We start from the raw sequence: 26,176 nt of genomic DNA on the forward strand, positions 1-26,176 counted from the left end.
CCATGAACGGACTCTCTTCGCTGTTGATTCGGGCGGTACTCGCGGTGGTGGTGCTGGTGGCCTGCGTGGCTCCGGCAGTTGCACAGGAAGTCGTCGAGTACATCCACACTGATGCACTGGGTTCACCGGTGGCGATCACCGATGCTGGTGGAAATGTCATCGAGCGTACGGTGTATGAGCCGTATGGGGCGGTGGTCAACCGGCCGTTGAAGGATGGGCCGGGATATACGGGGCATGTGACGGACTCGGGGACCGGGTTGATCTACATGCAGCAGAGGTATTTCGACCCAAGTACTGGCGTATTCCTTTCAGTTGATCCCGTCGCGGCGGATACGGTGACGGGAGGAAATTTTGCGAGATATCTCTATGCGAATGGGAATCCTTACAAGTATGCCGATCCAGATGGGCGGATCGGTAAGCTAATCGCGGAATTGATAAAGAAAATTCTTCCTAAGATTTTGCCAAAGGCATCGCCAAAGCCCGCTCCCAAGGCTGCTCCCAAAGGTTCTCCTCGCACGGAGAAAAAGCCTGATAGTTCTAAGCCGGAATCAGCAGGTGGCGAAGGTTCTGGAAATCGATTTCCTGATCGAGATCTACCGCGAGATCAACACGGAAATCCCACCCCGGATCCTGGTGCAAAAGGACCACATACTCAGCTTGGTCAGAAGGACGGAAGGAAGTCACGATATGATCAGGCTCGAGAGTTCGATGGGGATGGAAAGCCGGTGAAAGACATTGATTTCACTGACCACGGTCGCCCAAGTCAGCATGTGAATCCACATGAACACCCGTATGTTCCGAATAAGACGGGCGGAACACCAATGCGTGGCGATGAAAGACCATTGAATGGAGGGTAGGTCATGAGTGAAGGGTTTGCCCAATTTCCTATTACAGGGAGAGCAGTTGCTGATGCACTCGAGTCGCTCGCGGGACCTGGAGATATCTGGGAGGTTTCAGCCATTGAAACATTAACTTCAGCGGATGACGTGCTGCTGGGTGACCTGTGGCGACGCGTGGTCGCGGGGGACAGGGTCTTCGCTACTCGAGAGATTTGCTCCGCACTGGTAAGAGCAGATCAGGTGGTTACCCTGTATGCGCGTCTGATTGGCAAAGACAATGTTCACCTCTACATTGATGATGGCATTGCTGCCTCTGATGACGGAATTAAGGAAGGCCGCTAGATGAGGAGGGTTTGCTGGCGCAGCTGAGGACGTTGATGGCCCCGCGGAATACATCAGAGGTCATATTGCGCCCTTGAACGCATCGGTTCCATAGCTGTTTGCTGCGTAGAAGATTGGGTGTGCAGGTGCTATTTGATGGAGTAGCCTCAAAAGGAGGAGCTGAGTGCCAGGGTTTGTTGAAAGCTTCCCCATTTTGGCTTCCATTATTCTAGGCGCCATGTGGATAAACGCATCTGCGGCTCACAGGATACTGCTTAAAATCGAGCGTGAACGGCCGGAAGTACTCGCTGCAGTCGGAATCATCAAGGTTGATTGGTGGCTTAGGTGCTTGCGCGGTATTGCAGTGCTTGCCCTTACTTCCAAAGGGCAGACGCTCCATCAGGGGGAACGGTGGGTGTTGAGGGGCGTCGTGATGATGTACGTCTTCTTGATTGCCTCCGGGGTATCCATGCTTGTTGGCATGTAAAAGACGGCGCCTCAAGGCCGTTGATGGTGGATGGATCGGCATTACGGTGAGATTGCCCGTTCCTGGCATCACTCGGTGTTTCCCGGTCACGCCTCTGCTTGCTTTCGTCCAGCGCGCAATAAAAAAACGCCGCAGTTTCCTGCGGCGCTCTCATACTTCCCCGATTCTGGCGAATCCTCAGCCCAGCAGCTTTCGCACCTTCGTCAATGCCGTCATGAACCGCTCGATCTCGGCATGCGTGTTGTAGAACGCCAGCGAAGCTCGGCAGGTAGCCGCGACGCCGAAGTACTGCAGCAGCGGGTGTGCGCAGTGTTGGCCCGAGCGCACGGCCACGCCTTCCAGGTCGAGCAGGGTCGCCAGGTCGTGCGCATGCGCGCCATCGATCAGGAAAGAGACCACCGCAGCCTTCTCCGGCGCTTCGCCGATGATGCGCAGGCCGTCGACGCGGCGCAGCTCTTCGGTGAAGTGCGCCAGCAGTTCGGCTTCGCGGGCTTCCACGTTCTCCTGGCCAAGCTGCTGCAGGTAGTCGGCAGCCACACCCAGGCCGATGAAACCGGCGATGTTCGGGGTGCCGGCTTCGAACTTGTGCGGGGCATCGTTGAACACGGTGCCGTCGAAGCTGACTTCCTTGATCATCTCGCCGCCGCCGAGGAACGGCGGCATCGCATCCAGATGCTCGCGGCGCGCCCACAGTGCGCCGGTGCCGGTCGGGCCGCACATCTTGTGGCCGGTGATGGCGTAGAAATCGCAGCCGATCGCGGCGACGTCGACCTTGCGGTGCGGTACCGCCTGCGAGCCATCGACCACGGTGATGATGCCGCGCTTGCGCGCTTCGCGGCAGATCTCGCGCACCGGGTTGACCGTGCCCAGCACGTTCGAGACGTGGGTGACCGCCAGCAGCTTGACCTCCGGGGTCATTGCCGCGCGCAGCGCATCCAGATCGAGTGCGCCGTCGGGCGTGATCTCGGCCACGCGGATGGTGGCGCCGGTACGCTGCGCGACCAGCTGCCACGGCACGATGTTGGCGTGGTGCTCCATGCGCGTGATCAGGATCACGTCACCGGCCTTCAGCCGTGGCAGCGCCCACGAGTAGGCCACCAGGTTGATGGCGAAGGTGGTGCCACTGCACAGCACCAGGTCGCTGGGGCGCACGTTGAGGAAGCGCGCCAGCTTGTTGCGTGCGCCTTCGTAGGCATCGGTGGCTTCGCTGCCCAGTGCATGCACCGCGCGGCTGACGTTGGCGTTGTAGCGGCGGTAGAACTCGTCCACCGCGCCGATCACCTGCACCGGCTTCTGGCCGGTGTTGGCGTTGTCGAAATAGACCAGCGGCTTGCCGTGCACTTCACGCATCAACAGCGGGAAGTCGAGACGGACGCGGTCCCAGTCGGGGGCGCCGGTGCGTTCTTCGATCGGTCGCGGCGTGGACAGGTTCATGCCACACCCGCCTCGGCGAGGGCCTTGTCCAGGCGACGTGCCAGCTGCGCACGCAGTGCGTCGGGCAGGATCTTCAGCGGCTCGTGGCAGAACGCGGCGCTCAGCAGTGCCTGCGCCTGTGCCTGCGGCAGGCCGCGCGAGCGCAGGTAGAACAGCGCATTGGCATCGAGCTGGCCGACGGTCGCGCCGTGCGCGGCCTTCACTTCATCGGCATCGATCACCAGCGTCGGCTGGGTGTCGATCTCGGCATCGGCCGACAGCAGCAGGTTCTTGTTGGACAGGTTGGCATCGGTGCCATCGGCGCCTTCGCGGATCTGGATGCCACCATGGAACACCACGCGGCTGCGGTTGGCGGCGACGCCGCGCCACAGCAGTTCGCAGGCGGTATCGCGTGCGATGTGGTCGATGCCCAGACGGGTTTCGACGTGGCGGCGGCCATTGCCAAGCAGCACGCCGTTGGCGGTCAGCTGGGCATTGTCGCCTTCCAGGCGCACGTTCAGTTCATGGCGGCTGAGCGCGGCGCCTAGTTCCAGGTCGACGCGGTGGTACTGCGCGTCGCGGGCCAGCACCGCGTCGGTGCGCAGGAAGCTGGTCTGGCGCGCGCTGCCGGCCTGCACGCGGGCGTGCTTGAGCACGGCATCACGGGCGACGTGGGCATGCAGCACGGTGTTGTCCAGGTGGGCGGAGTCACCCACGCTGAAGCGATGCTCGACCACGCCCAGGCTGGCGCCGGCACGAAGTTCGATCAGGTGGCGGTGGTGCCAGGCCAGGTCGGTCTCGCCGGCAACGCTGGCGAACACCAGCTGCAGCGGCACGTCGACCTGTACGCCTTCATCCACGCGCAGCACCACGCCTTCATCGGCCAGCGCGGCATTCAGGCGGGCGAAGATCTCCTCGCTGTGCTCGTAGCGGCGGCCAAGGAAACGCACGGCGTCTTCGCCGGCGGCCAGTGCGGCCGACAGCGGCTGCAGCTGCACGCCGGCTGGCAGCGCCTGCACGTCGCTCAGCGCGGCATCCAGGCGGCCGTTGATGAACACCAGGCGCGGTGCCGGGATGTCCTCCAGCAGCGCGGCATCCAGCGCCGGGCCCTGCAGTGGTGCAGCCGCGAACGCACGGCGTTCCAGCTGGCGCAGCGAGGTGTACTTCCAGGCCTCGTTGCGGGCGGCCGGCAGGCCGTCGCGCAGGGCTGCATCCAGCACTTCGCGGCGCGCATCGCTGCCGCAGAAGGCCTGGGCCATCGAATCAAGCAGGGCGCTCATCAGACCGCCGCCTCGGGCACAACCCGGTCCTTCAGGAAATCATAGCCGTGCGCTTCCAGTTCCAGTGCCAGCTCCGGGCCGCCACTCTTGACGATGCGGCCATCGGCCAGCACGTGCACCACGTCCGGCTTGATGTAGTCCAGCAGGCGCTGGTAGTGGGTGATGACCAGGAACGAGCGGTCGGCGGCGCGCAGTGCGTTGACACCATCGGCCACGCTCTTCAGCGCGTCGATGTCCAGGCCCGAGTCGGTCTCGTCCAGGATCGCCAGCTTCGGTTCCAGCACGGCCAGCTGGAAGATCTCGTTGCGCTTCTTCTCGCCGCCGGAGAAGCCTTCGTTGACGCCACGGTGCAGCAGTTCGTCCTTCAGGTGCAGCACGGCCAGCTTCTGGCGCACCAGCTTGAGGAACTGCATGGAATCGAGTTCTTCCTCACCGCGCGCCTTGCGCTGGGCGTTCAGTGCCGCGCGCAGGAAGTAGGTGTTGTTCACGCCCGGGATTTCCACCGGGTACTGGAACGCCAGGAACAGGCCGGCGGCGGCGCGCGCTTCCGGGTCCTGCCCCAGCAGGTCGACGCCGTCGAACTGCACGCTGCCTTCGGTCACTTCGTAGCCGTCGCGGCCGGCCAGGACATTGCCCAGGGTGGACTTGCCGGCGCCGTTCGGGCCCATGATGGCGTGCACCTGGCCCGGCTGGACGTCCAGCGACAGGCCCTTGAGGATTTCCTTGTCGCCGATGCGGGCGTGGAGGTTTTCGATCTTCAGCATGGTGGGGGTTTCCGTGGGGCGGGCCGCGGCCCGCCGGTAAAGAGAATGCGTTTGCGAGGGGCAGGGGCGGGCGGTCAGCCCACCGAACCTTCCAGCGAGACTTCCAGCAGCTTCTTGGCTTCCACCGCGAACTCCATCGGCAGTTCGCGGAACACCTGCTTGCAGAAGCCGTCGACGATCATCGACACCGCGTCTTCCTGGCTGATGCCACGGGCGCGGCAGTAGAACAGCTGGTCGTCGGAAATCTTGGAGGTGGTGGCCTCGTGCTCGACGGTGGCGCCCGGGTTCTTCACCTCGATGTAGGGGAAGGTGTGTGCGCCGCACTGCTTGCCGATCAGCAGGGAATCACACTGGGTGTAGTTGCGCGCGCCATCGGCATTGCGGTCCACACGCACCAGGCCGCGGTAGGTGTTCTGGCCGCGGCCGGCGCTGATGCCTTTGCTGACGATCTTGCTCTTGGTGCGCTTGCCGACGTGGATCATCTTGGTGCCGGTGTCGGCCTGCTGGCGGTGATGGGTCAGCGCCACGGAGTGGAACTCACCGACCGAGTCGTCGCCCAGCAGCACGCAGGACGGGTACTTCCAGGTGATCGCCGAGCCGGTTTCGACCTGGGTCCAGGTGACCTTGCTGCGCGCACCACGGCACTCGGCACGCTTGGTGACGAAGTTGTAGATGCCGCCGACGCCGTTCTCGTCGCCCGGGTACCAGTTCTGCACGGTGGAGTACTTGATCTCCGCATCTTCCAGCGCGACCAGCTCGACCACCGCAGCGTGCAGCTGGTTCTCGTCGCGCATCGGCGCGGTGCAGCCTTCCAGGTAGGACACGTAAGCCTTGTCCTCGCACACGATCAGGGTGCGCTCGAACTGGCCGGTGTGGCCGGCATTGATGCGGAAGTAGGTGCTCAGTTCCATCGGGCAGCGAACGCCTTTGGGAATGAACACGAAGCTGCCATCGGAGAACACCGCCGAGTTGAGCGCGGCGAAGTAGTTGTCGCCCACCGGCACCACGGTGCCCAGGTACTGGCGGACCAGTTCCGGGTGTTCCTTGATGGCCTCGGACATCGAGCAGAAAATGATGCCCTTCTCGGCCAGTTCCTTGCGGAACGTGGTGCCGACGGACACCGAGTCGAACACCGCGTCCACCGCCACGCCGGCCAGCTTGGCACGCTCGTGCAGCGGCACGCCCAGCTTGTCGTAGGTGTCCAGAAGTTCCTTCGGCACGTCATCCAGCGAGGCGTACTTCGGGCCCTTCGGCGCGGAGTAGTAGCTGAGCGCCTGCAGGTCGATCGGCGCGATCTCCAGCTTGGCCCAGTCCGGCATCGGCATGGTCAGGAAGTGGCGGTAGGCGTCCAGGCGCCACTGCGTCATCCACTCCGGCTCTTCCTTCTTGGCCGACAGGGCACGGATGGTGTCCTCGTCCAGGCCCGGCGGCAGGGAGTCCGATTCGATCTCGGTGATGAAGCCGGCCGAATACTTGCGGCCGAGCTGCTCGTGGATCTCGCGGTTGGGGGTGTCGTCGTGGGCGACGTTTTCGATGGTTTCGGTGGCCATGGGGGGCTGCCTACGGATCAGGAGACGACGTCGACAGCGATGGTGCGGCGCTGTTCGTCATCGGCAAGGGGGAGAGGGGGCAGGATCTGCGCAAGGGTGACATCGCGCAGGGCCTCGGAAACCACGTCGTTGATCAGCCGCCAGCTGCTGCGCGCGCCGCACTTGGGCGCCATGCCGCACTGATGGTGGTCGTGGCTGCATTCGGTCAGGGCCAGCGGCCCTTCCATCGCTTCGACCACTTCGAACAGCGAGATCTCGATGGCCGGGCGGGTCAGGCGATAGCCGCCACGGACGCCGCGCAGGCCTTCAACCAGGCCGGCCTGGGCCAGCGGCTTGAGCACCTTGCTGACGGTGGGCGGCTCCAGACCGGTGAATTCGGCCAGCTCGGTGGCACTGAGCACCTCGCCCGGACGGGCGGCGAGCACGGTCAGCACGACGGTGGCGTAATCGGTGAGTTTGGTGACGCGCAACATGGGGATGCGAGTGGTTCTTAAAGCGGACTGAAATTGTACGCTTTTATTCGCCGCCATCCAACCCGGGCATTCAGCCGGCGCTGGGGCCGGGCCGGGAGGACACACCGGGGCCGTTGCCAGGGCGCAATGCTGCGCCAACGGGGTGATTTTCGCAATCACCCGGAATGGGCGAGAATCCCTGTTCCATTCGCTGCAAACAGCCCGTGCCGATGCCGAAGAAGATCCAAGCCCGCAAGTCCGCCATCCATGGCAACGGCGTGTTCGCCGTGGCCCCGATCAAGCAGGGCGAGCGCGTGATCCAGTACAAGGGCCTGCTGCGCAGCCACGGCGACGTTGATGCCGATGACAGCGGCGACGTCGAAAGTGGCCATACCTTCCTGTTCACCCTCAACGACGACTGGGTGATCGATGCCAACTACAAGGGCAATGACGCGCGCTGGATCAACCACAGCTGCGACCCGAACTGCGAGGCGGTGATCGAGGAAGACGAGGACGGCGACAGCCGCGGCGACAAGGTGTTCATCGAGGCGCTGCGCGATATCAAGGCCGGCGAAGAGTTGACCTACAACTACGGCATCACCCTGGCCGAGCGTCACACCGCCAAGCTGAAGAAGATCTGGGAGTGCCGCTGCGGCTCGCCCAAGTGCACCGGCACCATGCTGCAGCCCAAGCGCTGACCCGCAGCGGGTAGTGCCGGCCGCTGGCCGGCACACATGTGAAAAGCGTGCCGGCCAGCGGCCGGCACTACCTTACTTACCCAGGACGCCTGCCGGCACCAGGTTGCCCAGGTTCTGGTTGAAGGTGACCACCAGCTTGCCGTTCTTCACCTGCGCCGACTGCACCTGCAGGGCGCCGAGCAGGCCGGCCACGGCCGGGTCCAGCTTGTAGATCGGTTCGCGCTGGGCGTAGTCGCTCAGCCAGGCATTGAGCAGGCCGCGGGTGCGCGAATCGAGGCGACCGCCCTGGTTGGCCGGGGTGAAGTCATCCACGCTCGGCTGCTGCAGGTGGAAGCCCTGGGTCTGCGCGTCGTAGCGCAGTCCACTGCTGAGCTTCACCGTGCCCAGCTTGGCCGGGTTGCCACCGGCGGTGGCCAGTGCCACATCCATGCCCAGGTTCAACCGTTCGCCGGCCGGAAGACTCAGTTGCGGGTGACTCATGGTCAGGGCGATCAGGCCGCCGAGGGCGTCCTGGGTGCGCGGGAAGCTGCCATCGAGGTACTGCTGCACGTCGCTGGCGCCGACCGACAGTTCGCGGCCGGAAATGGAAGGGGCGGCCTGGGCGCCGATCGCAGCGGCGATCAGCACGGTGGAGGCCGCGAGGCGGGTCATCAGTGAACGCAGGCGCATGGCGGTGACCGGTGGATATGAATGGACGAATCAAAGAGTAGCCGTGCCGGCTGAATCGCGCGTGCATGCCGCTGCAACGGTTCAGTCCAGCGTTGGCCGCAGTTGCGCCGACTGGATCTGCCAGGCGCGGCCATCGGCACGGGGTTGCACCCGGTACCAGCCGCCGAAGCGGAAGGTGCCCTCAGGGGTCACTGCGCGGATCTGTACCGGAACCTCCAGCAGCTGCGGCGGCTGGTGACCGTCGCGCGCGATCGGTAGTTCGCTGGTCAGGCGCAGGCTGCGCACGTCCGTGAGCTGGCGCAATGCGGCATCGTCGGCGCGTCGTGCATCGCTGGGCGGGAAGGTCCACGCGGCGTCGACGGCCTTGCGATCGCGATTGAGCAGGGCCATGACATAGGCATTGAGCATTCCCGCCGGCAGCTCGGCCTCGGCCGCGACGGCGGCAAACAGGGGATCGACATCGATGGCCTGCACGGTCGGTGCATCGCCTTCTGCGGCGGTCTGCGACTTCGTGCGGGCAGCCGCCTCGGCCGTGGCCGACGGTGTGGCATCCGCTGGATCGGATTGCGATGTCGGCCGGGAACAGGCCAGCAGCACCAGCGGTGCGAGCAGTATCAGGAACCTGCGCATGTCTGCCTCCTCCCCGAGGCGAACGGAAGGAGGCAGTGTATCGGCTGTTCCGCGATCAGCGGGAGGAGGGCAGCTGTTCCAGTGCATCCAGCGCCGGCAGCACCTGCGTGGCGATGGCGGCCAGGGCATGCCCTTCGGTGTCGGCGTGGCGCTGCACGATGTCGCGCAGCAGCTGGGTGGCGATCACCAGCGTCGCGCGCTCGTCGCCGCTGATACCAGCGGTACGCGGTGCTGCTTCCAGCAGGCGCATCAGGTCGCGGCTTGCGCGATGTTCCAGTTCGATGGTGCAGCGCCCGGTGCACTGCAACCCGTCCTTTTCGATGGGGGTCACCGAGATCCGGTAGCGGGTGGAGGGGCTGGCCATGAGGGTGTGCTCGCCGTAGCTGTGGAGGATGTGCCCACCTTAGTCAAGGCCGTGCTCGGCGGCGATGGCCGGGGCTGCACGCAGTGTTCCACCCGGTACGTTCCGGGGCCGCAACGGACCACGTCCAGCCAATGGCGACGGGCCTGTACGCGCATTCCCGGGGATGCGGCAACGCTGTGTTGCGGGCTGTGGTTGGGACAAAAAAAACGGGACGGCCAGAGCCGTCCCGTCGGAATCCGCGTTGGGGCGCGCGCTTACAGCGCGGCGTCCTTCAGCTTCTTCAGCGGACGCACCTTCAGCTTGGTGGTGGCCGGCTTGGCAGCGAACCACTGCTCTTCCTTGGTGAACGGGTTGATGCCCTTGCGCTTCGGCTTGGCCGGCACATTGACGGTGGTGATCTTCAGCAGGCCCGGCAGGGTGAAGGAGCCAGCGCCCTTCTTGTGCACCGAGGAGGCGACGGCGCTTTCAAGCGAGGCCAGCACAGCGCGGACGTCCTTGGCGATGACGCCGGAGGCTTCAGCGATGTGTGCAACCAGGCCGGACTTGGTCAGCACTTCCTTGATCGGCTTCGGAGCGGCCGGCTTGGCGGCTGCCTTCGTCGCGACTTTCTTCACTGCCTTCTTCGGGGCAGCCTTCTTAGCGGTCTTTGCCATGGTTTCCTGTTCCGTGAACGGTTGGTTGTTTGGTCGGCGCCGAACCCCGTCGGCAAGCGCAATGTAGGGCAACTCTCGGGCGCCGCCAATAGCCCGAAGCGTGGAAAGTGCATGTTTTTTCATATCCAGGCCGATTCAGTACATGGCTGGCAGTGGGGGAAGGGGGTGTGGCAGCGCGCGCGATGGTCCGCGCCCGCCCATCGGAGGAATGCGCGAAACCACTGAAAACAAGGGAAAAATGCGCGCCGGCCTGGCGAAGAAGTGACCAGTTGTCCGGTTTCCGGTGGACCTGTGGCGTGTGGCGGAGCGACGCAGGGCTAACGCCTCCCGTGCGAGGGTGACCGTTCATCACCGTCACGCAGGAGCAGCACATGGGAATCTCGCGACACGCCACCGCGCACTGGGAAGGCGATCTGAAGTCGGGCAAGGGGCAGTTGAGCACGCCGCAGAGTGGGCTGCTGGACAAGACCCGCTACGGCTTCAACAGCCGCTTCGGCGACGAAAAGGGCACCAATCCGGAAGAGCTGATCGCTGCCGCGCACGCCGGCTGTTTCACCATGGCGCTGTCGGCCAAGCTCGGCGAAGCCGGCTTCACCCCGACTTCGCTGGATACCGAAGCCAAGGTCGATCTGTCGCTGGAAGGCGGCCCGCAGCTGTCGCAGATCCGGCTGAAGGTGAAGGCGGTGGTGCCGGGCATCGACGCGACGCAGTTCCGTGCGATTGCCGATGACGCCAAGCAGAACTGTCCGGTGTCCAAGGCGCTGAGCGCGGTGCCGATCAGCCTGGAAGCCGAGCTGGGCTGAGGGTAGTGCCGGCCGCTGGCCGGCAACCGCATGATGTCGAGGTCCAGGTAACAGCCGGCCAGCGTTATGGCGGCCTTCCTGGCCGCCACCCTCCGAGCCGTCGCATCCGACGTTGGCAGCGGCTCCTGCCGCTGCCTTCGGCTCTACCACCCCCCATCACAATCACCAATCAAGGGTGCCGGTAATCACCGTCTGCACCTGGCCACCGGACCAGACTTCCCCGTCTTCATCGACGAAAAGGGTCAGGCGCGCGTCGTGGCCGACTTCGCGGCCCTGGCTGACTTCGAACGGTGCGCGACCACGGGGCAGCGCATCGCGCAGGTCCAGCCATGCGGCCAGCACCGCATTGGCGGCACCGGAGGCGGCGTCCTCGAAGCGGCGTCCATTGCCGACGAAGGCACGTACGGCCAGATCGAAGCCCTCGCTGCCATCGCTGAAGGCATAGGCAAACACGCCCATGCTGTCGGTGGACTCGGCCAGTGCGGCCACCGCATCCCAGTCCGGCTGCAATGCGCGCAATGCGGCCTCATCGGCCACCTGCACCACCCACCAGCTGCGTCCGCCCTGCATCCGCGCCGGCGGCAGCGTGCCCAGCGGCCAGTCCTTCAGTGCGGCCTGCAGGCGTGGATCGGTCGCCTCGGCAGTCTCGGCCAGCTGCGCGCGCGGCGTGCGGATGGCGATGCGCTGCTGCGCACCTTCACCGCTGACGCGCAGCGGCAGGGCACCGGCAATGCCGTCCTGCACCAGCACACCATCGACCGCTGCGGCCAGGCCGGCCTGCAGCACCGCATGCGCGGTGCCGACGCTGGGGTGGCCGGCAAACGGAACTTCCTTCTGCGGGCTGAACATGCGCAGCCGGTAACTGGCACCGGCGACCTGCGGCGGGAACACGAAGGTGGTTTCGGGCAGGCGCGTCCAGCGCGCGATGGCCTGCATGCTGGCGTCGTCCAGGCCCTCGGCATCGAGCACCACGGCCAGCGGATTGCCGGCGCCGGCGCGCGGGGAAAACACATCCAGCTGCAGGAAACGGCGGGTGGACATCAGGCGGCACTCCAGTAAACAGGCCGCATAGCGTAGCGCGGGGCACCAAAAAGGGGACGGAGGGAATTAAGTCGCTTTTGCCCCATGTGCCATAAGCGACTTAATTCCCTCCGTCCCCCCTTTTTTCCGTGCGCTACCAGTGGATGTGGCCGTCGATGACCGGCTGCACCTGGCCGCCGATCCAGACCGTGCCCTGCGCATCGACCTGCACCTGCACGCGGCCATCGCGGCCGACTTCGCGGCCTTGGCTCGCCACGTAGTGGCCCTCGCGGCCCGGCAGGGCATCGCGCTGCCGCAGCCAGGCACCGATCAGGGCATTGGCGCTGCCGGTCACCGGGTCCTCGGGTACGGCGGCCGCATCAGCGGGGCAGAAAGCGCGCACCACCCGGGTGTGGTCGGTGCCAGCTTCGTCGGCGAACACGGCCAGGCCGGTGGCATCAGTGGCGAGGCTCCAGTCGGCCAGTGCGGCCATGTCCGGCACCAGGTTGCGTACGGCGGAGGCGTCGCGCAGCGGCAGCAGCCACCAGCGAGCGCCGTTGTCCCATAGTTCGGGTACGTGCCCGCTGGCAGCCAGCGCCAGCAGCGTTTCCGGCGCTCCGTCCGCCGCTGTGTCCAGTTGCTGCGCCGGTGGGCTGGCCAGTTGGATCTGCAGTGCCTCGGCCGGGCCGCTCACCCGTACCGGCAGCAACCCCGCCGCGCATTGCTGCAGCAGGGCACCGTCGCGTGGTTGCGCCAGGCCGCAGATCACCGCCGCCCAGGCGGCGCCGACGCTGGGGTGGCCGGCAAATGCCAGCTCGCGGGTCGGGGTGAAGATGCGGATGTGGTAATCGGCGCCGGGCGCGCTGGGGCGCAGGAAGAACACCGTCTCGGACAGGTTCAGCCAGGCGGCCAGGGCCTGCATCTGGCTGCTGGAGAGCTCGTCGGCGTCCAGGATGGCGCCCAGTGGGTTGCCGGTGCCGGGGCGGGGGGCGAAGACATCGAGCTGCAGGTAACGGAGGACGGCCATCTACGAGGATATTGCGCTTAGAATCAAAGGTTCCGCCCCCGAGGGCGGCTTCCCCACATTCTACATAGCCAATCCATGTCAGCTTCCCCCCTTGTCGATCGTTGGATCGTACTGAAGTTCGGCGGCACCTCGGTGTCGCGTCGTCATCGCTGGGACACGATCGGGAAGCTGGCGAAAAAACGTGCGGAAGAGACCGGCTCGCGCGTGCTGGTGGTGGTTTCGGCGCTGTCCGGGGTCACCAACGAACTGACCGCGATCGCCGATGGCGCGCCGGACAGCCGTGATCGCGTGGCGGCGCTGGTCGAACGCCACGAGGCCTTCCTGGTTGAACTCGGCCTGGGCCGCGAGGTGCTGGCCGAGCGCCTGGCGGCGCTGCAGGGGCTGCTCGACGACGCGCGCGCGGCCACCCGGCCGCTGCAGTGGCAGGCCGAAGTGCTGGGCCAGGGCGAACTGCTGTCCTCCACCCTGGGCGCGGCTTATCTGCACGCTTCGGGCCTGGACATGGGCTGGATGGATGCCCGCCAGTGGCTGGACGCGATGCCGCCGCAGCCGAACCAGAGCGACTGGTCGCAGCGGCTGTCGGTGAACTGCCAGTGGCGTGCCGATGCGGAGTGGATGCAGCGCTTCCGCGCGCAGCCGACCCGCCTGCTGATCACTCAGGGCTTCATTTCGCGGCATGCCGATGGTGGTACCGCCATCCTCGGCCGTGGTGGCTCGGATACCTCGGCGGCGTACTTCGGTGCGCTGCTCGGTGCCAGCCGCGTGGAGATCTGGACCGATGTGCCGGGCATGTTCAGTGCCAACCCGAAGGACGTGCCGGACGCGCGCCTGCTGACCCGCCTGGACTATTACGAGGCGCAGGAAATCGCCACCACTGGCGCCAAGGTGTTGCACCCGCGCTCGATCAAGCCGTGCCGCGATGCCGGCGTGCCGATGGCCATCCTCGATACCGAGCGCCCGGAACTGCCGGGCACCAGCATCGATGGCAGCGCTGCACCGGTCCCGGGCGTGAAGGCGATCAGCCGCCGCAACGGCATCGTGCTGGTGTCGATGGAAGGCATCGGCATGTGGCAGCAGGTCGGCTTCCTGGCCGATGTGTTCAACCTGTTCAAGAAGCATGGCCTGTCGGTGGACCTGATCGGTTCGGCCGAAACCAACGTCACCGTATCGCTGGATCCGTCCGAGAACCTGGTCAACACCGATGTGCTGGCCGCGCTGTCGGCCGACCTGTCGCAGATCTGCAAGGTGAAGGTGATCGTGCCGTGCGCGGCGATCACCCTGGTTGGTCGCGGCATGCGCTCGCTGCTGCACAAGCTGTCGGACGTGTGGGCCACCTTCGGCCGCGAGCGCGTGCACATGATCTCGCAGTCGTCCAACGACCTGAACCTGACCTTCGTCATCGACGAAGCCGATGCCGATGGCCTGCTGCCGATCCTGCACGCCGAGCTGATCGACAGCGGTGCGATGCCGGTGGAAGAGACCGAAGTGTTCGGCCCACGCTGGCGCGAGATCGCCGGCACCGTGCGCCCGCGTGGCACGCCGTGGTGGCGGGGCCAGCGGGCGCACCTGCTGCAGCTGGCCGACGCCGGTACGCCGCGCTATGTCTACCACCTGCCGACCGTGCGCGCCCGTGCCCGCGCGCTGGCCGCGATCAAGCCGATCGACCAGCGCTACTACGCGATCAAGGCCAACAGCCACCCGGCCATCCTGCAGCTGCTGGAAGCCGAGGGCTTCGGCCTGGAGTGCGTCTCGCACGGCGAACTGAAGCACGTGTTCCAGCACCTGCCGGAACTGTCGCCCAAGCGTGTGCTGTTCACCCCCAGCTTCTGCCCGCGCAGCGAGTACGAAGCCGCGTTCGCGCTGGGCGTGACCGTCACCGTCGACAACGTCGAAGCGCTGCAGCGCTGGCCGGACCTGTTCCGCAACCGCGAGCTGTGGCTGCGCGTGGATCTGGGCCGTGGCGAAGGCCACCATGCCAAGGTCCGCACCGGCGGCAAGGACTCCAAGTTCGGCCTGCCGATCGCCCGCGTCGATGAGTTCGTGCGCGCGGCCACCGATCTGGGCAGCCGCGTGGTCGGCCTGCATGCGCACCTGGGCAGCGGCGTGGAAACCGCGCAGCACTGGCGCCTGATGTGCGATGAGCTGGCCGGCTTCGCCCGCCGCATCGGCAGCGTGCACACCATCGATATCGGCGGTGGCCTGCCGATTCCGTACAGCGACGAAGACGAGCCGTTCGATCTGGATGCCTGGGCCGAGGGCCTGGCCGAGGTCAAGGCGCTGCACCCGGCGTTCCGGCTGGCGATCGAGCCGGGCCGCTACCTGGTGGCCGAGTCCGGCGTGCTGCTGACCCATGTCACCCAGGTGGTGGAGAAGGACGGCGTGCGCCGTGTTGGCCTGGATGCCGGCATGAACGCACTGATGCGCCCGGCCCTGTACGACGCCTGGCACGACATCGAGAACCTCAGCCGCCAGGGCGGTTATGCCGAAGCGGCATTCGACGTGGTCGGCCCGATCTGCGAATCCAGCGATGTGTTCGGCAAGCGCCGCAAGCTGCCGGTGTCGACCGCACCGGACGACGTGATGCTGATCGCCGATGCCGGCGCCTACGGCTATTCGATGGCCAACACCTACAACCAGCGGATGCTGCCGCGCGAAGACGTGATCGAATGATCGCCGCGCGCGCCCTGCACCCGCCCACCGACACGCCCCGCGCCATCGCGCGGGCCCGTGCCTGACCGGATACACCATGACTGCTTTCGACAAACACCAGGTTTCCCGCTTCCGCTTCGTCCGCTGCGAATTCGCCGCGGACACCGGCGTGGCCAAGCTGGTCTACGCCTTTGATGACGGCCCGGAGATGGTGGAAACCATCACCGTGCCGGGCGCCCCGTTCATGCTGGACGAAGCGCGTACCGCCGCTGTGCAGCGCGCGCTGCAGCTGCTGCACCTGATCGCCGGTGTCAGCTACTACAAGGCGGGCGTGCCGGAGACGGTCAGCATCGACAGCTACGCCATCGATGCCGATACCGCTGCGCTGGTGGAGACGGTCTACCTCAATGGCCTGGGTGAATTTGCCTACCGCAACGGCCTGAACCTGCGCGGGCGCTTCCGCCTGCCGGTGCAAGGCGAGGCAGTGCAGGCGCCGGTGCTGGGCCTGCAGCCGCACGCGCTGGTGGCGATCGGTGGCGGCAAGGATTCGCTGGTCAGCATCGAAGCGCTGCGCCGTGCCGGCGTGGACGAGACGGTGACCTGGATCGGTGGCTCGCAGCTGATCCGTGCCTGCGCTGAACGCACCGGCCTGCCGACGCTGAACCTGGGCCGCGCGCTGGCGCCGGAACTGTTCGAGCTGAACCGCCAGGGTGCGTGGAACGGGCATATCCCGGTCACTGCGGTGAACTCGGCGATCATGGTGCTGGCCGCGCTGCTGCAGGGCGTGGACCAGGTGGTGTTCTCCAACGAACGTTCGGCCAGCTACGGCAGCCAGATTCCGGGCACCGGCGAAGTGAACCACCAGTGGTCCAAGGGCTGGGCATTCGAGCAGGCGTTCGGCAGCCATGTGCAGACGCACGTAGCGGCGGACCTGCAGTACTACTCGCTGCTGCGCCCGATGTCGGAGCTGGCAGTGGCCCGCCAGTTCGCCAAGACCGATTTCTACGACGCGCATTTCTCCAGCTGCAACCGTAACTTCCACATCCTCGGCGAGCGCCCGGTGAACCGCTGGTGCGGTGTCTGCCCGAAGTGCCATTTCGTGTTCCTGGCGCTGGCCCCGTTCATGCCCAAGACGCGCCTGGTGCGCATCTTTGGCCGCAACCTGCTGGACGATGCCGAGCAGGCCGGTGGCTTCGATGCACTGCTGGAATTCCAGGACCACAAGCCGTTCGAGTGCGTGGGCGAAGGCCGCGAATCGCGTGCGGCGATGGCGACCCTGGCGCAGCGCCCGGAGTGGAAGGAAGACGTGCTGGTGAAGCGCTTCTGCAATGAGATCCAGCCGCAGCTGGATGCCGCCGAACTGGAACTGGCACCGCTGCTGCAGCTGCAGGGCGAGCACCGCGTTCCGGCTGCGCTGTGGGAACGGGTGCGTGAAGATTTCGAAGCTTGAAGGAAAGCGCGTTGCGCTGTGGGGCTGGGGCCGTGAGGGCCGCGCCGCGTTTGCGGTGCTGCGCGAGCGCCTGCCCACGCTGCCGCTGAGCCTGTTCTGCCCGGCGGCAGAAGTCGAGGCCGCACGCGCAGAAACGCGGGGCGCGCTGGATGTGCGTGGCGAGCCTTCTGCTGAAGCGCTGGCCGCGTTCGACGTGGTGATCAAGTCGCCCGGGATCAGCCCCTACCAGCCGGTCGCGCTGGCGGCGGCGGGGCAGGGCACCACCTTCATCGGTGGCACCGCGCTGTGGTTTGCCGAGCATGCGGGTGCCGATGGCATCGTGCACGACACCGTGTGCGTGACCGGCACCAAGGGCAAGAGCACCACCACCGCGCTGGTCGCGCACCTGCTGCGTGCCGCCGGCCACCGCACCGGCCTGGTCGGCAACATCGGCCTGCCGCTGCTGGAAGTGCTGGATCCGCAGCCCGCGCCCGAGTACTGGGCGGTGGAACTGTCCAGCTACCAGACCGGCGAAGTGGCGCGCAGTGGCGCCCATCCGCAGGTAGCGGTGGTGCTGAACCTGTTCCCGGAGCACCTGGATTGGCACGGCAGCGAGCAGCGTTACATCGAGGACAAGCTGCGGCTGGTGACTGAAGCCGCACCGCGCATCGCCGTGCTCAATGCCGCCGATCCGCATCTGGCTGCGCTGTCGCTGCCCGATAGCGAAGTGGTCTGGTTCAACCAGCCGCAGGGCTGGCACATGCGCGGTGACATCGTGCATCGCGGCGAGCAGGCCGTGTTCGATACCCGCAACACGCCGCTGCCGGGTCGCCACAACCGCGGCAACCTGTGTGCGGTACTGGCGGCGCTGGAAGCGCTGGGGCTGGACGCCGTGGCGCTGGCACCGGCGGTGCAGGATTTCCGTCCGCTGCCGAATCGCCTGCAGCGCATCGGCGCGGCCGATGGCCTGACCTACGTCAACGATTCGATCAGCACCACGCCGCATGCCAGCCTGGCCGCGCTGGAGTGCTTCGCCGGCCAGCGCATCGCGCTGCTGGTGGGCGGGCATGACCGTGGCCTGGACTGGACCGATTTCATGCAGCACATGGCGCACGACGTGCCGCCGGTGGAGATCGTGACGATGGGCAGCAACGGCCCGCGCATCCACGCGATGCTGCAGCCGCTGGCCGATGCCGGTCGCTTCGGTCTGCACGCCGCCGGCGATCTGCCGGAGGCAATCGCTTTGGCGCGTTCTGCGCTGGGTTCTGAGGGCGGGGTGGTATTGCTGTCGCCTGGCGCGCCGAGCTTTGGTGCCTACCGGGATTACGTGGCGCGTGGCCGTCATTTCGCTGAGCTGGCTGGGTTTGACCCGGAGAGCATCAGCGCGATTCCCGGGCTGGGTATCGCTTGAAGGTAGTGCCGGCCGCTGGCCGGCAACCTCCGGAGAAATTCATCCACGCATGGCGTGGATCTACTGCTCCTCGTCGATGAACGCGTAGCCGCCTTCGATCAGCTGCTGCAGGTACGCATCGAAGCTGGGCGCGATCACCGCATAGCTGTCCGGATCGTGCAGGTAGCGCACCACCTGGCCGACCGCGCCGCCCGGCGCGGGATCAAAATCCAGGTACAGCATCGAGGTGCCGCCGTTGTTCATGCAGTGCGAGAAGCACAGGCGGCGGTTCATCGGCAGATCGGCGTCGATGCCCTCACCCAGGATCTCCGGCTCGTCATCCAGCCACTCTTCGTAGATGGAACGGATGCTGTCGTCCCACTGTTGCTGGTCCTCGAAGATCTGCGCGACCGAACGCAGGTAGTAGGGATAGCCGCCGTCCTCCACGTCCGAGCCGAGCACCAGCACGCAGACCTCGCCGCCGGGGTACTCACGGAAGTGGGTGCCATCCACGCGGGACAACAGTTCCAGCAGGCTGTCCGGCACCTGCGGCCACTGCGCACGCAGGCGCTGCAGGTCTTCGCCGCTGGCGCCCTGCACGTGGGCCCACTGCGGGGCATCCTCGGCAGGCAGGCGGGGGATCAGGCCAGACAGGAAGCGATCAACAAGATTCATGCGAAAAAAGGGGGACGGAGGGGATTAAGTCGTATCCAACCACACCTGCGTCACGTCGCCAATGCAGAATGCGACGCGGGAGGGGCGAATACGGCTTAATCCCCTCCGTCCCCTTTTTCTTGCGGAGCAGGCGCATGAATCGTTGGCGATGCGGTGTGGCGGTGGTTCTGGGGCTGGCGGCGATGCCGGCGTGGGCGGCGATGAAGACGCAGCCGGTGGAGTGGAAGCACCAGGGTACGACCTTCAGTGGCGTGCTGGTCTATGACGACGGCGACAACGATAAGCGCCCCGGGCTGGTGATGGTGCCGAACTGGAAAGGCGTGAACGAGTCGGCGGTGGAGAAGGCCAAGCAGCTGGCTGGCGATGACTATGTGGTGCTGGTGGCCGATGTGTACGGCAAGAGCGTGCGGCCGAAGACCGATGCCGAGGCCGGGCCGGTGGCGACCAAGCTCCGCAACGACCGGCCGCTGCTGCGTGCGCGTGCGCTGGAGGCGGTGAACGTGCTCAAGGCCCAGGCCGGCAAGGCGCCGCTCGATGCCAGCCGGATCGGTGCGGTGGGCTTCTGTTTCGGTGGCACCACGGTGCTGGAGCTGGCCCGTGCCGGTGCGCCGCTGGCAGGGGTGGTCAGCCTGCACGGCGGGCTGGGTTCGCCGCTGCCGGCACAGGCTGGTGGCAGCCACCCGTCGGTGCTGGTGCTCAATGGCGCCGACGACACCAGCGTGACCGCCGAGGACATCGGCAGCTTCCAGAAAGAAATGGACGCGGCCAAGGTCGATTGGGAGTTCACCAACTACAGCGGCGCGGTGCACTGCTTTGCCGAGCGCGATGCCAACAGCCCGCCGGGCTGCCAGTACAACGAGCGCGCGGCGAAGCGTGCGTGGAAGGCGCTGGATGAGTTCTTCGAGGAGCGCTTCGAGAAACGTTGAACCGTGCAGCGGTAGTGCCGGCCGCTGGCCGGCATTCCCGTGACATCCGCAGCATCATGAGGTTGCCGGCCAGCGGCCGGCACTACAATGCGGTAAACGCGATCGGTCGGTAGTCACCGATGTTTCCGTGCCGACCGTTGGTCGGCACACCTCAACCCATCAATGCGAGCGCTGCACCGCGTAGCGGGCCAGGCCGCGCAGGGCAGCCACGGCATCATTGTCGGCCAGGCCATCGAGCGCGCGCTCGGCGGCCTCGGCATATTCCTCGGCACGCGCGCGGCTGTACTCCAGGCCGCCGGTAGCGCGGATCGCGGCCAGCACTTCCGGCATCGCCGAGGCGTCGCCGTCCTGCACGATGGTGCGCAGGCGTTCGCGGGTGGCGGCGTCCGAATGGGCCATGGCATGGATCAGGGGCAGCGTGGCCTTGCCCTCGGCGAGGTCGTCACCCAGGTTCTTGCCCAGCTCCTCGGCATTGGCCGAATAGTCCAGCACGTCGTCGGCAATCTGGAACGCGTAGCCCAGGTGCATGCCGTAGTCGAACAGGGCCTGCTGGGTGGCTTCATCCACGCCGCTGGCCAGCGCGCCCAGGCGGGTGCCGGCGGCGAACAGCACCGCGGTCTTGCGCTCGATCACGCGCAGGTAGGCGGCTTCGTCGGTATCCGGGTTGTGCACGTGCAGCAGCTGCAGCACTTCACCCTCGGCGATGCGGTTGGTGGCATCGGCCAGGATCTGCATCACCGACATGCGCTCCAGCTCGACCATCAGCTGGAAGCTGCGCGAGTACAGGAAGTCGCCGACCAGCACGCTGGGCGCGTTGCCCCACAGCGCGTTGGCGGTGCTGCGGCCACGGCGCAGGCTGGATTCGTCCACCACGTCGTCGTGCAGCAGGGTGGAGGTGTGGATGAACTCGATGATCGCCGCCAGCTGGTGGTGGTCCGGGCCGGCCTGGCCGACCGCATGGCCGGCCAGCATCACCAGCATCGGGCGCAGGCGTTTGCCGCCGGCGGAAATGATGTGATCGGCGATCTGGTTGATCAGCACGACGTCCGAGGACAGGCGGCGCCGGATCAGGGCGTCGACGGCGGCCATGTCGGCCGCGGCAAGCGACTGGATCTGGGGCAGGCCCAGGGCGGGACGGGTGTCTTCGGTGATGGTCATGCGATCAGGCTTTCAGGCTCATCGCTGATTATAGGCGTTGCCTGTGAATTCGGGCGCAAACCGGGCAGGCCGGCGTCCGCGGCCCGGCCACGGATGCCGCCTGCGTGAATACGTATGCAGGTTGCGCCATGCCCGTGAGGCCACCGCTAAGCTTGCGGCATCAGGATTTCGGCCCGCTCCCGGCGGGTCCCGCACGCCCGGAGGGGGGCTGTCGATGTCGCACTATCCATGGTGGCGCGGAGCCGTCATCTACCAGATCTACCCGCGCAGTTTCCTTGACGCCAACGGCGACGGGGTAGGCGACCTGCCGGGCATCATCCAGCGCCTGGACCACATCGCAACGCTGGGCGTGGACGCGATCTGGATCTCGCCGTTCTTCAAATCGCCGATGGCCGACTTCGGCTACGACATCGCCGACTACCGCGACGTCGACCCGCTGTTCGGCAGCCTGGACGACTTCGACCGCCTGCTGGCCAAGGCGCACGGTCTGGGCCTGAAGGTGATGATCGACCAGGTGCTGAGCCATACCTCGATCGAGCACGCCTGGTTCCGCGAGAGCCGCCAGGACCGGACCAACCCCAAGGCCGACTGGTACGTATGGGCGGACCCGCGCGAGGACGGCACGCCGCCCAATAACTGGCTGTCGCTGTTCGGCGGCGGCGCCTGGCAGTGGGAGCCGCGCCGAGAGCAGTACTACCTGCACAACTTCCTGGTCGACCAGCCAGACCTGAACTTCCATCACCCGGACGTGCAGCAGGCGACCCTGGACAACGTGCGCTTCTGGCTGGACCGCGGCGTGGATGGCTTCCGCCTGGATGCGATCAACTTCTGCTTCCATGACGCGCAGCTGCGCGACAACCCGGCCAAGCCGGCGGAGAAGCGCTTCGGTCGCGGCTTCAGCCCGGACAACCCGTACGCCTACCAGTACCACTATTACAACAACACCCAGCCGGAGAACCTGCCGTTCCTGGAGAGGCTGCGCGCGCTGCTGGACGAGTACCCGGGGGCGGTCAGCCTGGGTGAGATCTCCTCGGAGGACTCGCTGGCCACCACCGCCGAGTACACCCGGGATGGCCGCCTACACATGGGCTACAGCTTCGAACTGCTGGTGGACGATTACAGCGCGGCCTACATCCGCGACACGGTCTCGCGGCTGGAAGCGGCAATGACCGAAGGCTGGCCGTGCTGGGCGGTTTCGAATCACGATGTGGAGCGGGCGGTCAGCCGCTGGGGCGGCCACCCGGCTGACCCGCGCCTGGCGAGGATGCTGGTGGCGATGCTGTGCTCGCTGCGCGGCTCGGTCTGCCTGTACCAGGGCGAGGAACTGGGCCTGGCCGAGGCCGAGGTGCCGTTCGAGGCCCTGCAGGACCCCTATGGCATCACCTTCTGGCCCAACTTCAAGGGCCGCGATGGCTGCCGGACCCCACTGCCGTGGACCGACGCGCCGCTGGCCGGTTTCACCGCCGGCCAGCCGTGGCTGCCGATTCCGCCCGAGCACCGCGCCGCGGCCGTGGCGGTGCAGGAGCGCGACCCGGACTCGGTCCTGGCTGCGTTCCGCGGGTTCCTGGCCTGGCGGCATAGCCAGCCGGCACTCCTGCATGGCAGCATCCGATTCATCGAAAGCGCCGAGCCAGTGCTGCTGTTCGAGCGTATGCTTGCAGATGAAACCCTCCTGCTGGCCTTCAACCTGTCGGCCGAGGCGGTGAGCCATCCGCTGCCGCCGGGCAACTGGCAGCAGGTGGCGGTGCCGGGCCCGGATGCGGGCACGGTGCAGGGCAATGAACTCCAGCTGCCGCCGCGCGCGGTGTATTGCGCCCGACGCAGCTGACCGTTTTCTCCGGTGGCGGTACTTGCGGGGACGGGGCCGAAGCGCCCCGTCCCTTTTTTGTGGGTGGGCTTCCGGCGAAAGGCATCCACGCATGGCGTGGATCTACTGGGGATGGCCCTTATCCACGCCATGCGTGGATGGGCCTTGCCGACCAACGGCCGGCATCTGCGCAAAAGAAAACCCGCTGCCTGCGCAGCGGGTTTCCGATGAGTCGCTGCCGGCCAGCGGCCGGCACTACCCGGTCGTGGTCAGAACTTGTAGTTCACGCCCAGCATGTAGGTGCGGCCCCACTCGATGTACTCCAGCGGGCGGTCCTTGCTGCCGGCGTAGGTGCGGTACGGCTCGTTGGTCAGGTTGCTGCCCTGCAGCAGCAGGGTCAGCCCGCGCAGGCTGCTGCTGTCGCTGAAGGTGTAGCTGACCTGTGCATCGGTCACGTTCTCGCCCACCACGTAGCGCAGCGTGCGATTGCCGTTGAAGTTGCCGATCTCACCGATGAAGTCCGAACGGCGGCGCTGGCTCACACGTGCTTCAAAGCCGCTGCGCTCGTAGTAGGCGGTGAAGTTGTACACGCGCTTGGACAGTCCCGGCAGGCTGATCGGGTCGGTGCCCACACTGGAGGCACTCTCCGGATCCAGGATGGTGATGTCGCTCTTGTTGAAGGTCGCGCTGGCCTGCACGCCGAAGCCGCGCAGGCTGTCGGTCAGCATCTCCAGCGGGAACGACCCGGTCAGCTCCAGCCCCTTCAACGTGCCGCCCTTGCCGTTCTGCGGCGTGGAGAAGGTGCCGGTGGTCAGCACCGGTGCGGTCATGCCCGGCGGTGGCACGTAGTTGCCGAGCAGGCCGCTGAAGTCGTAGTTGTCCACCGACTGCGTGTAGACGTAGCTCTTCAGGTCCTTGTAGAAGATCGCCGCAGCCACGTAGGCCTTCTCGCCGAAGTACTTCTCATAGGACAGATCCAGCGCGGTGGCGCGCCACGGATCCAGCAGCGGATTGCCACCGCTGCCACCGGGGCGGCCGTTGTTGGTATCCACGCCGAATTCCAGGCCGGCACGCATCTGGTCCACGCGCGGGCGCGCGACCTGCTTGGCGGCGGCGAAGCGCAGCGTCTGCTGGTGCGGGAACATGAACACCAGGTTCAAGCTAGGCAGCCAATCCTTGTAGGTCCTGCCGGCAGAGAAGGGCTGGATGTTGCTGCCCGCCGGCTGCGAGCTGTCCCAGTAGCGCGAATCCGAGCTCTGGTCGGTGTGCTGCATCTGCACGCCGATGTTGCCGCGTACGCCGACCACGCCGATGTCGGTGTTGATGTTCAGGCGTGCCCACGCCGTGGTGATCTTCTCCTCGACCGTCCAGGATTTCGGAATCAGGTAGTCCAGGTTGTCGACCGGGTTGAAGGTCATGTAACGACCGACGGCTGCCGGCACATTCCACGACGGGATGTAGCCGATGCCGGCGAAACCGAGGTTGACCGGGCGGTACTGCAGGTCCGGTGCGATGGTGGATTCGCCTTGGGCGCCGAGCAGGATGTTGCCTTCGGCCTGAGCCTTCTGCTTGCGACGGTCGGCATAGTTCACGCCCACGTCCACATCGGAGAACCAGCTGGACATGGCCTCGGGAACCGGCAGCGTGGCCGCCAGCTTGGCGCCCTTCAAGCGGTCTTCGACCTCTGGCACCTTGCCGTAGCCGGAACCATAGATCGTGTTGGTCAGGAACAGGCTGTCCGGATTGGAATAGTCGCGCCCCGGCGTGATCTGCGAGAAGCTGTTGTTGTTCACCACCAGCCCGATCGTGTCGAACTGCGGGCGCGGCACCAGCTGCAGGTTGTTTTCCAGGTTGATCTCGCGGCGGGTCGCCTTGGAGTAGTTCAGGTCGGCGACCAGCTTCACGCCACCGACGTTGAACTCGTTGTTCCAGCCGAACGCATCGATCTTGTCCTTGCGCTTGTTGTACATGCCGCGCACCAGCGGGTACGCATTGTTGATCGTGCCACCGGTGAAGCTGCCATCGGCATTGCGACCGACATTGTTGAACACCGGCAGGATCGCGTTGGGATTGTTGCTGTCCTCGCCGTTGCCGCTGAGGCTCAGCTCGAACTGGTTGGCGGTGTCGATCTGCTCGGCTTCGGTATGGAACGCATCGAAGGTGCTGGTCCAGCTGTTGCTGGGGCGGAACTGGATCGTTGCCATCACACCGTCGCGCTTGTTGTTGCCGGTGCGACGCAGGGCCTTGATGCCATCGGTGAAGTAGGTGCCAGGTGCGATTCCGCGACGCTCGCCCTTGTCGGTGTGTTCGGTGGTCCAGGGCTCGTACAGGCCGACCTGGTTCTCCTGGATCGGCATGTCGCTGTGCGCATAACCAATGGCGATGCCCAGGGTGTTGTCGAAGAACTGGTCGATGTAGCTGGCGCTGAAACGGTTGCCATACGGGTCGATGTTGGCGGCGCGGCCCAGGGAGCTCTTCTGGTAGCGGCCGCTGACCGCGATCACGCGCTCGCCGAAGCTGAGCGGGCGTGCGGTCTGCATGTCGATGGTGCCCGACAGGCCTTGGCCGACCAGCGCCGCGTCCGGGGTCTTGTACACGGTCACGCCGTTGACCAGCTCGGACGGGTACTGGTCGAATTCGACGCCGCGGTTGTCGCCGGTGCTGACCACTTCACGGCCATTGAGCAGGGTGGTGGCGAAGTCGGGCGACAGGCCACGCACACTGATCACCTGCGCACGGCCGGCCACACGCTGCGCGGCCAGGCCGGGCAGGCGCGAGATGGATTCGGCGATGCTGACGTCGGGCAGTTTGCCGATGTCTTCGGCGGAGATCGCTTCGACCACCGAGGTGGCGTCCTGCTTGATCGCGATTGCGTTCTCGATGCCGCGGCGGATGCCGGTGACCTGCACCGTATCCAGGTTGGTGGCGGCGGTGGCGGCCGGCGTGGTGGTGCTCTGCGTGGACTGTGCCGACGCCAGCGTCGGCGCCAGGACAACGGCCAGCGCGATGCTCAGCGCGCTGCGCTTGTGGTTCAACATTTTCCCCTCCCAGGCAATGTTGCAGATCGATTCGTGAACGTCCCGGAGTGACCGTGGACGTGCGACGCGGTGGCCGCTGTCGTCGCCGCTATGGTAGGCAGCGCGTTCTTCGCGGGAATCACCCTGCATACGTA

23 protein-coding genes are annotated in these 26,176 nt (G+C 66.1%); 9 read left to right on the forward strand and 14 right to left on the reverse strand.

What is annotated here, in order from left to right; all coding sequences use genetic code 11:
• Positions 1-2: 2 nt before the first annotated feature.
• Positions 3-857 carry an RHS repeat-associated core domain-containing protein gene (locus ACZK4Z_RS05515; RefSeq protein WP_219630964.1) on the forward strand — a complete coding sequence of 285 codons (855 nt, stop codon included), beginning with the start codon at positions 3-5 and terminating at the stop codon, positions 855-857.
• A 3-nt stretch (positions 858-860) separates the two neighbouring features.
• Entirely contained in the window at positions 861-1,181 is a 321-nt protein-coding gene (locus ACZK4Z_RS05520) for an apurinic/apyrimidinic endonuclease family protein (protein ID WP_125894193.1), read from the forward strand.
• A gap of 643 nt (positions 1,182-1,824) precedes the next feature.
• Here the strand turns inward: ACZK4Z_RS05520 and ACZK4Z_RS05525 are convergent.
• From ACZK4Z_RS05525 to ACZK4Z_RS05545, 5 genes are all read right to left on the reverse strand, one after another.
• Positions 1,825-3,081: a cysteine desulfurase gene (locus ACZK4Z_RS05525; protein ID WP_005408431.1), complete on the reverse strand. Its 1,257-nt coding sequence runs from the start codon at positions 3,079-3,081 to the stop codon at positions 1,825-1,827.
• Positions 3,078-4,340, reverse strand: a complete 1,263-nt coding sequence (gene sufD, locus ACZK4Z_RS05530; protein WP_125894198.1) for a Fe-S cluster assembly protein SufD — start codon at positions 4,338-4,340, stop codon at positions 3,078-3,080. The genes ACZK4Z_RS05525 and sufD overlap by 4 nt, the downstream gene beginning before the upstream one ends.
• Positions 4,340-5,104: a Fe-S cluster assembly ATPase SufC gene (sufC, locus tag ACZK4Z_RS05535; RefSeq protein ID WP_125894200.1), complete on the reverse strand. Its 765-nt coding sequence runs from the start codon at positions 5,102-5,104 to the stop codon at positions 4,340-4,342. The genes sufD and sufC overlap by 1 nt, the downstream gene beginning before the upstream one ends.
• 74 nt (positions 5,105-5,178) lie before the next feature.
• Positions 5,179-6,654 (reverse strand): Fe-S cluster assembly protein SufB, encoded by a 1,476-nt coding sequence (sufB, locus tag ACZK4Z_RS05540; RefSeq protein WP_043396952.1) that lies wholly within the window; start codon positions 6,652-6,654, stop codon positions 5,179-5,181.
• Positions 6,655-6,671: 17 nt separating this feature from the next.
• A complete protein-coding gene (locus tag ACZK4Z_RS05545) occupies positions 6,672-7,127 on the reverse strand; it encodes an SUF system Fe-S cluster assembly regulator (RefSeq protein ID WP_005408436.1) in 456 nt (151 codons plus the stop codon).
• 209 nt (positions 7,128-7,336) lie between these two features.
• On the opposite strand from ACZK4Z_RS05545, the gene ACZK4Z_RS05550 reads away from it, so the two are divergent.
• On the forward strand, positions 7,337-7,804 hold the full coding sequence (locus ACZK4Z_RS05550) for an SET domain-containing protein (RefSeq protein WP_012479369.1): 468 nt from the start codon (positions 7,337-7,339) through the stop codon (positions 7,802-7,804).
• 72 nt (positions 7,805-7,876) lie between these two features.
• Here the strand turns inward: ACZK4Z_RS05550 and ACZK4Z_RS05555 are convergent, their stop codons facing one another.
• From ACZK4Z_RS05555 to ACZK4Z_RS05570, 4 genes are all read right to left on the reverse strand, one after another.
• The gene (locus ACZK4Z_RS05555; protein WP_012510326.1) at positions 7,877-8,473 is read right to left on the reverse strand and encodes a YceB family lipoprotein; all 597 of its coding nucleotides are present in this window, start codon (positions 8,471-8,473) and stop codon (positions 7,877-7,879) included.
• Between the two features lie 81 nt (positions 8,474-8,554).
• Positions 8,555-9,103 (reverse strand): hypothetical protein, encoded by a 549-nt coding sequence (locus ACZK4Z_RS05560; protein WP_125894202.1) that lies wholly within the window; start codon positions 9,101-9,103, stop codon positions 8,555-8,557.
• Between the two features lie 55 nt (positions 9,104-9,158).
• Entirely contained in the window at positions 9,159-9,467 is a 309-nt protein-coding gene (locus tag ACZK4Z_RS05565; protein WP_032129232.1) for a DUF3861 family protein, read from the reverse strand.
• A 254-nt stretch (positions 9,468-9,721) separates the two neighbouring features.
• Positions 9,722-10,120, reverse strand: a complete 399-nt coding sequence (locus ACZK4Z_RS05570; RefSeq protein ID WP_010483539.1) for an HU family DNA-binding protein — start codon at positions 10,118-10,120, stop codon at positions 9,722-9,724.
• A gap of 371 nt (positions 10,121-10,491) precedes the next feature.
• Between ACZK4Z_RS05570 and ACZK4Z_RS05575 the strand changes: the two genes are divergently transcribed.
• Positions 10,492-10,923 (forward strand): OsmC family protein, encoded by a 432-nt coding sequence (locus tag ACZK4Z_RS05575; RefSeq protein ID WP_005408443.1) that lies wholly within the window; start codon positions 10,492-10,494, stop codon positions 10,921-10,923.
• A 162-nt stretch (positions 10,924-11,085) separates the two neighbouring features.
• On the opposite strand, the gene ACZK4Z_RS05580 is transcribed toward ACZK4Z_RS05575, so the two are convergent.
• Complete coding sequence (locus tag ACZK4Z_RS05580; RefSeq protein ID WP_125894204.1) at positions 11,086-11,964, reverse strand: PhzF family phenazine biosynthesis protein; 879 nt, start codon at positions 11,962-11,964, stop codon at positions 11,086-11,088.
• A 133-nt stretch (positions 11,965-12,097) separates the two neighbouring features.
• The gene (locus ACZK4Z_RS05585; RefSeq protein ID WP_293794692.1) at positions 12,098-12,970 is read right to left on the reverse strand and encodes a PhzF family phenazine biosynthesis protein; all 873 of its coding nucleotides are present in this window, start codon (positions 12,968-12,970) and stop codon (positions 12,098-12,100) included.
• A 75-nt stretch (positions 12,971-13,045) separates the two neighbouring features.
• On the opposite strand from ACZK4Z_RS05585, the gene ACZK4Z_RS05590 reads away from it, so the two are divergent.
• The 3 genes from ACZK4Z_RS05590 (at position 13,046) to murD (ending at position 18,459) form a co-directional block, all read left to right on the forward strand.
• The gene (locus ACZK4Z_RS05590; RefSeq protein ID WP_100437481.1) at positions 13,046-15,640 is read left to right on the forward strand and encodes a bifunctional aspartate kinase/diaminopimelate decarboxylase; all 2,595 of its coding nucleotides are present in this window, start codon (positions 13,046-13,048) and stop codon (positions 15,638-15,640) included.
• A 76-nt stretch (positions 15,641-15,716) separates the two neighbouring features.
• Positions 15,717-17,069, forward strand: a complete 1,353-nt coding sequence (murL, locus tag ACZK4Z_RS05595; protein ID WP_125894208.1) for a UDP-N-acetyl-alpha-D-muramoyl-L-alanyl-L-glutamate epimerase — start codon at positions 15,717-15,719, stop codon at positions 17,067-17,069.
• A complete protein-coding gene (gene murD, locus ACZK4Z_RS05600) occupies positions 17,050-18,459 on the forward strand; it encodes a UDP-N-acetylmuramoyl-L-alanine--D-glutamate ligase (protein WP_125894210.1) in 1,410 nt (469 codons plus the stop codon). Before murL ends, murD begins: the two co-directional genes overlap by 20 nt.
• 60 nt (positions 18,460-18,519) lie before the next feature.
• Here murD and ACZK4Z_RS05605 read toward each other — a convergent pair whose 3' ends face one another.
• A complete protein-coding gene (locus ACZK4Z_RS05605) occupies positions 18,520-19,113 on the reverse strand; it encodes an SMI1/KNR4 family protein (protein WP_125894212.1) in 594 nt (197 codons plus the stop codon).
• Between the two features lie 134 nt (positions 19,114-19,247).
• On the opposite strand from ACZK4Z_RS05605, the gene ACZK4Z_RS05610 reads away from it, so the two are divergent.
• Positions 19,248-20,039, forward strand: coding sequence for a dienelactone hydrolase family protein (locus tag ACZK4Z_RS05610; protein ID WP_125894214.1), 792 nt, complete (start codon positions 19,248-19,250; stop codon positions 20,037-20,039).
• Between the two features lie 159 nt (positions 20,040-20,198).
• On the opposite strand, the gene ACZK4Z_RS05615 is transcribed toward ACZK4Z_RS05610, so the two are convergent.
• Positions 20,199-21,197, reverse strand: coding sequence for a polyprenyl synthetase family protein (locus ACZK4Z_RS05615; RefSeq protein ID WP_100437486.1), 999 nt, complete (start codon positions 21,195-21,197; stop codon positions 20,199-20,201).
• Between the two features lie 214 nt (positions 21,198-21,411).
• Here ACZK4Z_RS05615 and ACZK4Z_RS05620 point away from each other — a divergent pair, with 214 nt between their 5' ends.
• Positions 21,412-23,025, forward strand: a complete 1,614-nt coding sequence (locus tag ACZK4Z_RS05620) for an alpha-glucosidase (protein ID WP_100437487.1) — start codon at positions 21,412-21,414, stop codon at positions 23,023-23,025.
• Positions 23,026-23,273: 248 nt separating this feature from the next.
• Here the strand turns inward: ACZK4Z_RS05620 and ACZK4Z_RS05625 are convergent, their stop codons facing one another.
• Positions 23,274-26,042, reverse strand: coding sequence for a TonB-dependent receptor (locus tag ACZK4Z_RS05625; RefSeq protein ID WP_185749958.1), 2,769 nt, complete (start codon positions 26,040-26,042; stop codon positions 23,274-23,276).
• Positions 26,043-26,176: the final 134 nt, after the last annotated feature.

This window comes from Stenotrophomonas sp. 71799_Sma, assembly GCF_056482505.1.

Bases quoted from the DNA above. Each gene is read 5' to 3' on its own strand.
- ACZK4Z_RS05620 (WP_100437487.1), top strand. From the start codon at position 21,412: ATGTCGCACTATCCATGGTGGCGCGGAGCCGTCATCTACCAGATCTAC.
- murL (WP_125894208.1), top strand. From the start codon at position 15,717: ATGACTGCTTTCGACAAACACCAGGTTTCCCGCTTCCGCTTCGTCCGC.
- ACZK4Z_RS05585 (WP_293794692.1), bottom strand. From the start codon at position 12,970: ATGGCCGTCCTCCGTTACCTGCAGCTCGATGTCTTCGCCCCCCGCCCC.
- ACZK4Z_RS05580 (WP_125894204.1), bottom strand. From the start codon at position 11,964: ATGTCCACCCGCCGTTTCCTGCAGCTGGATGTGTTTTCCCCGCGCGCC.
- ACZK4Z_RS05625 (WP_185749958.1), bottom strand. From the start codon at position 26,042: ATGTTGAACCACAAGCGCAGCGCGCTGAGCATCGCGCTGGCCGTTGTC.
- ACZK4Z_RS05570 (WP_010483539.1), bottom strand. From the start codon at position 10,120: ATGGCAAAGACCGCTAAGAAGGCTGCCCCGAAGAAGGCAGTGAAGAAA.
- ACZK4Z_RS05555 (WP_012510326.1), bottom strand. From the start codon at position 8,473: ATGCGCCTGCGTTCACTGATGACCCGCCTCGCGGCCTCCACCGTGCTG.
- sufC (WP_125894200.1), bottom strand. From the start codon at position 5,104: ATGCTGAAGATCGAAAACCTCCACGCCCGCATCGGCGACAAGGAAATC.
- ACZK4Z_RS05550 (WP_012479369.1), top strand. From the start codon at position 7,337: ATGCCGAAGAAGATCCAAGCCCGCAAGTCCGCCATCCATGGCAACGGC.
- ACZK4Z_RS05605 (WP_125894212.1), bottom strand. From the start codon at position 19,113: ATGAATCTTGTTGATCGCTTCCTGTCTGGCCTGATCCCCCGCCTGCCT.
- ACZK4Z_RS05560 (WP_125894202.1), bottom strand. From the start codon at position 9,103: ATGCGCAGGTTCCTGATACTGCTCGCACCGCTGGTGCTGCTGGCCTGT.
- sufD (WP_125894198.1), bottom strand. From the start codon at position 4,340: ATGAGCGCCCTGCTTGATTCGATGGCCCAGGCCTTCTGCGGCAGCGAT.
- sufB (WP_043396952.1), bottom strand. From the start codon at position 6,654: ATGGCCACCGAAACCATCGAAAACGTCGCCCACGACGACACCCCCAAC.
- ACZK4Z_RS05610 (WP_125894214.1), top strand. From the start codon at position 19,248: ATGAATCGTTGGCGATGCGGTGTGGCGGTGGTTCTGGGGCTGGCGGCG.
- ACZK4Z_RS05525 (WP_005408431.1), bottom strand. From the start codon at position 3,081: ATGAACCTGTCCACGCCGCGACCGATCGAAGAACGCACCGGCGCCCCC.
- ACZK4Z_RS05520 (WP_125894193.1), top strand. From the start codon at position 861: ATGAGTGAAGGGTTTGCCCAATTTCCTATTACAGGGAGAGCAGTTGCT.
- ACZK4Z_RS05545 (WP_005408436.1), bottom strand. From the start codon at position 7,127: ATGTTGCGCGTCACCAAACTCACCGATTACGCCACCGTCGTGCTGACC.
- ACZK4Z_RS05515 (WP_219630964.1), top strand. From the start codon at position 3: ATGAACGGACTCTCTTCGCTGTTGATTCGGGCGGTACTCGCGGTGGTG.
- ACZK4Z_RS05575 (WP_005408443.1), top strand. From the start codon at position 10,492: ATGGGAATCTCGCGACACGCCACCGCGCACTGGGAAGGCGATCTGAAG.
- ACZK4Z_RS05590 (WP_100437481.1), top strand. From the start codon at position 13,046: ATGTCAGCTTCCCCCCTTGTCGATCGTTGGATCGTACTGAAGTTCGGC.
- ACZK4Z_RS05615 (WP_100437486.1), bottom strand. From the start codon at position 21,197: ATGACCATCACCGAAGACACCCGTCCCGCCCTGGGCCTGCCCCAGATC.
- ACZK4Z_RS05565 (WP_032129232.1), bottom strand. From the start codon at position 9,467: ATGGCCAGCCCCTCCACCCGCTACCGGATCTCGGTGACCCCCATCGAA.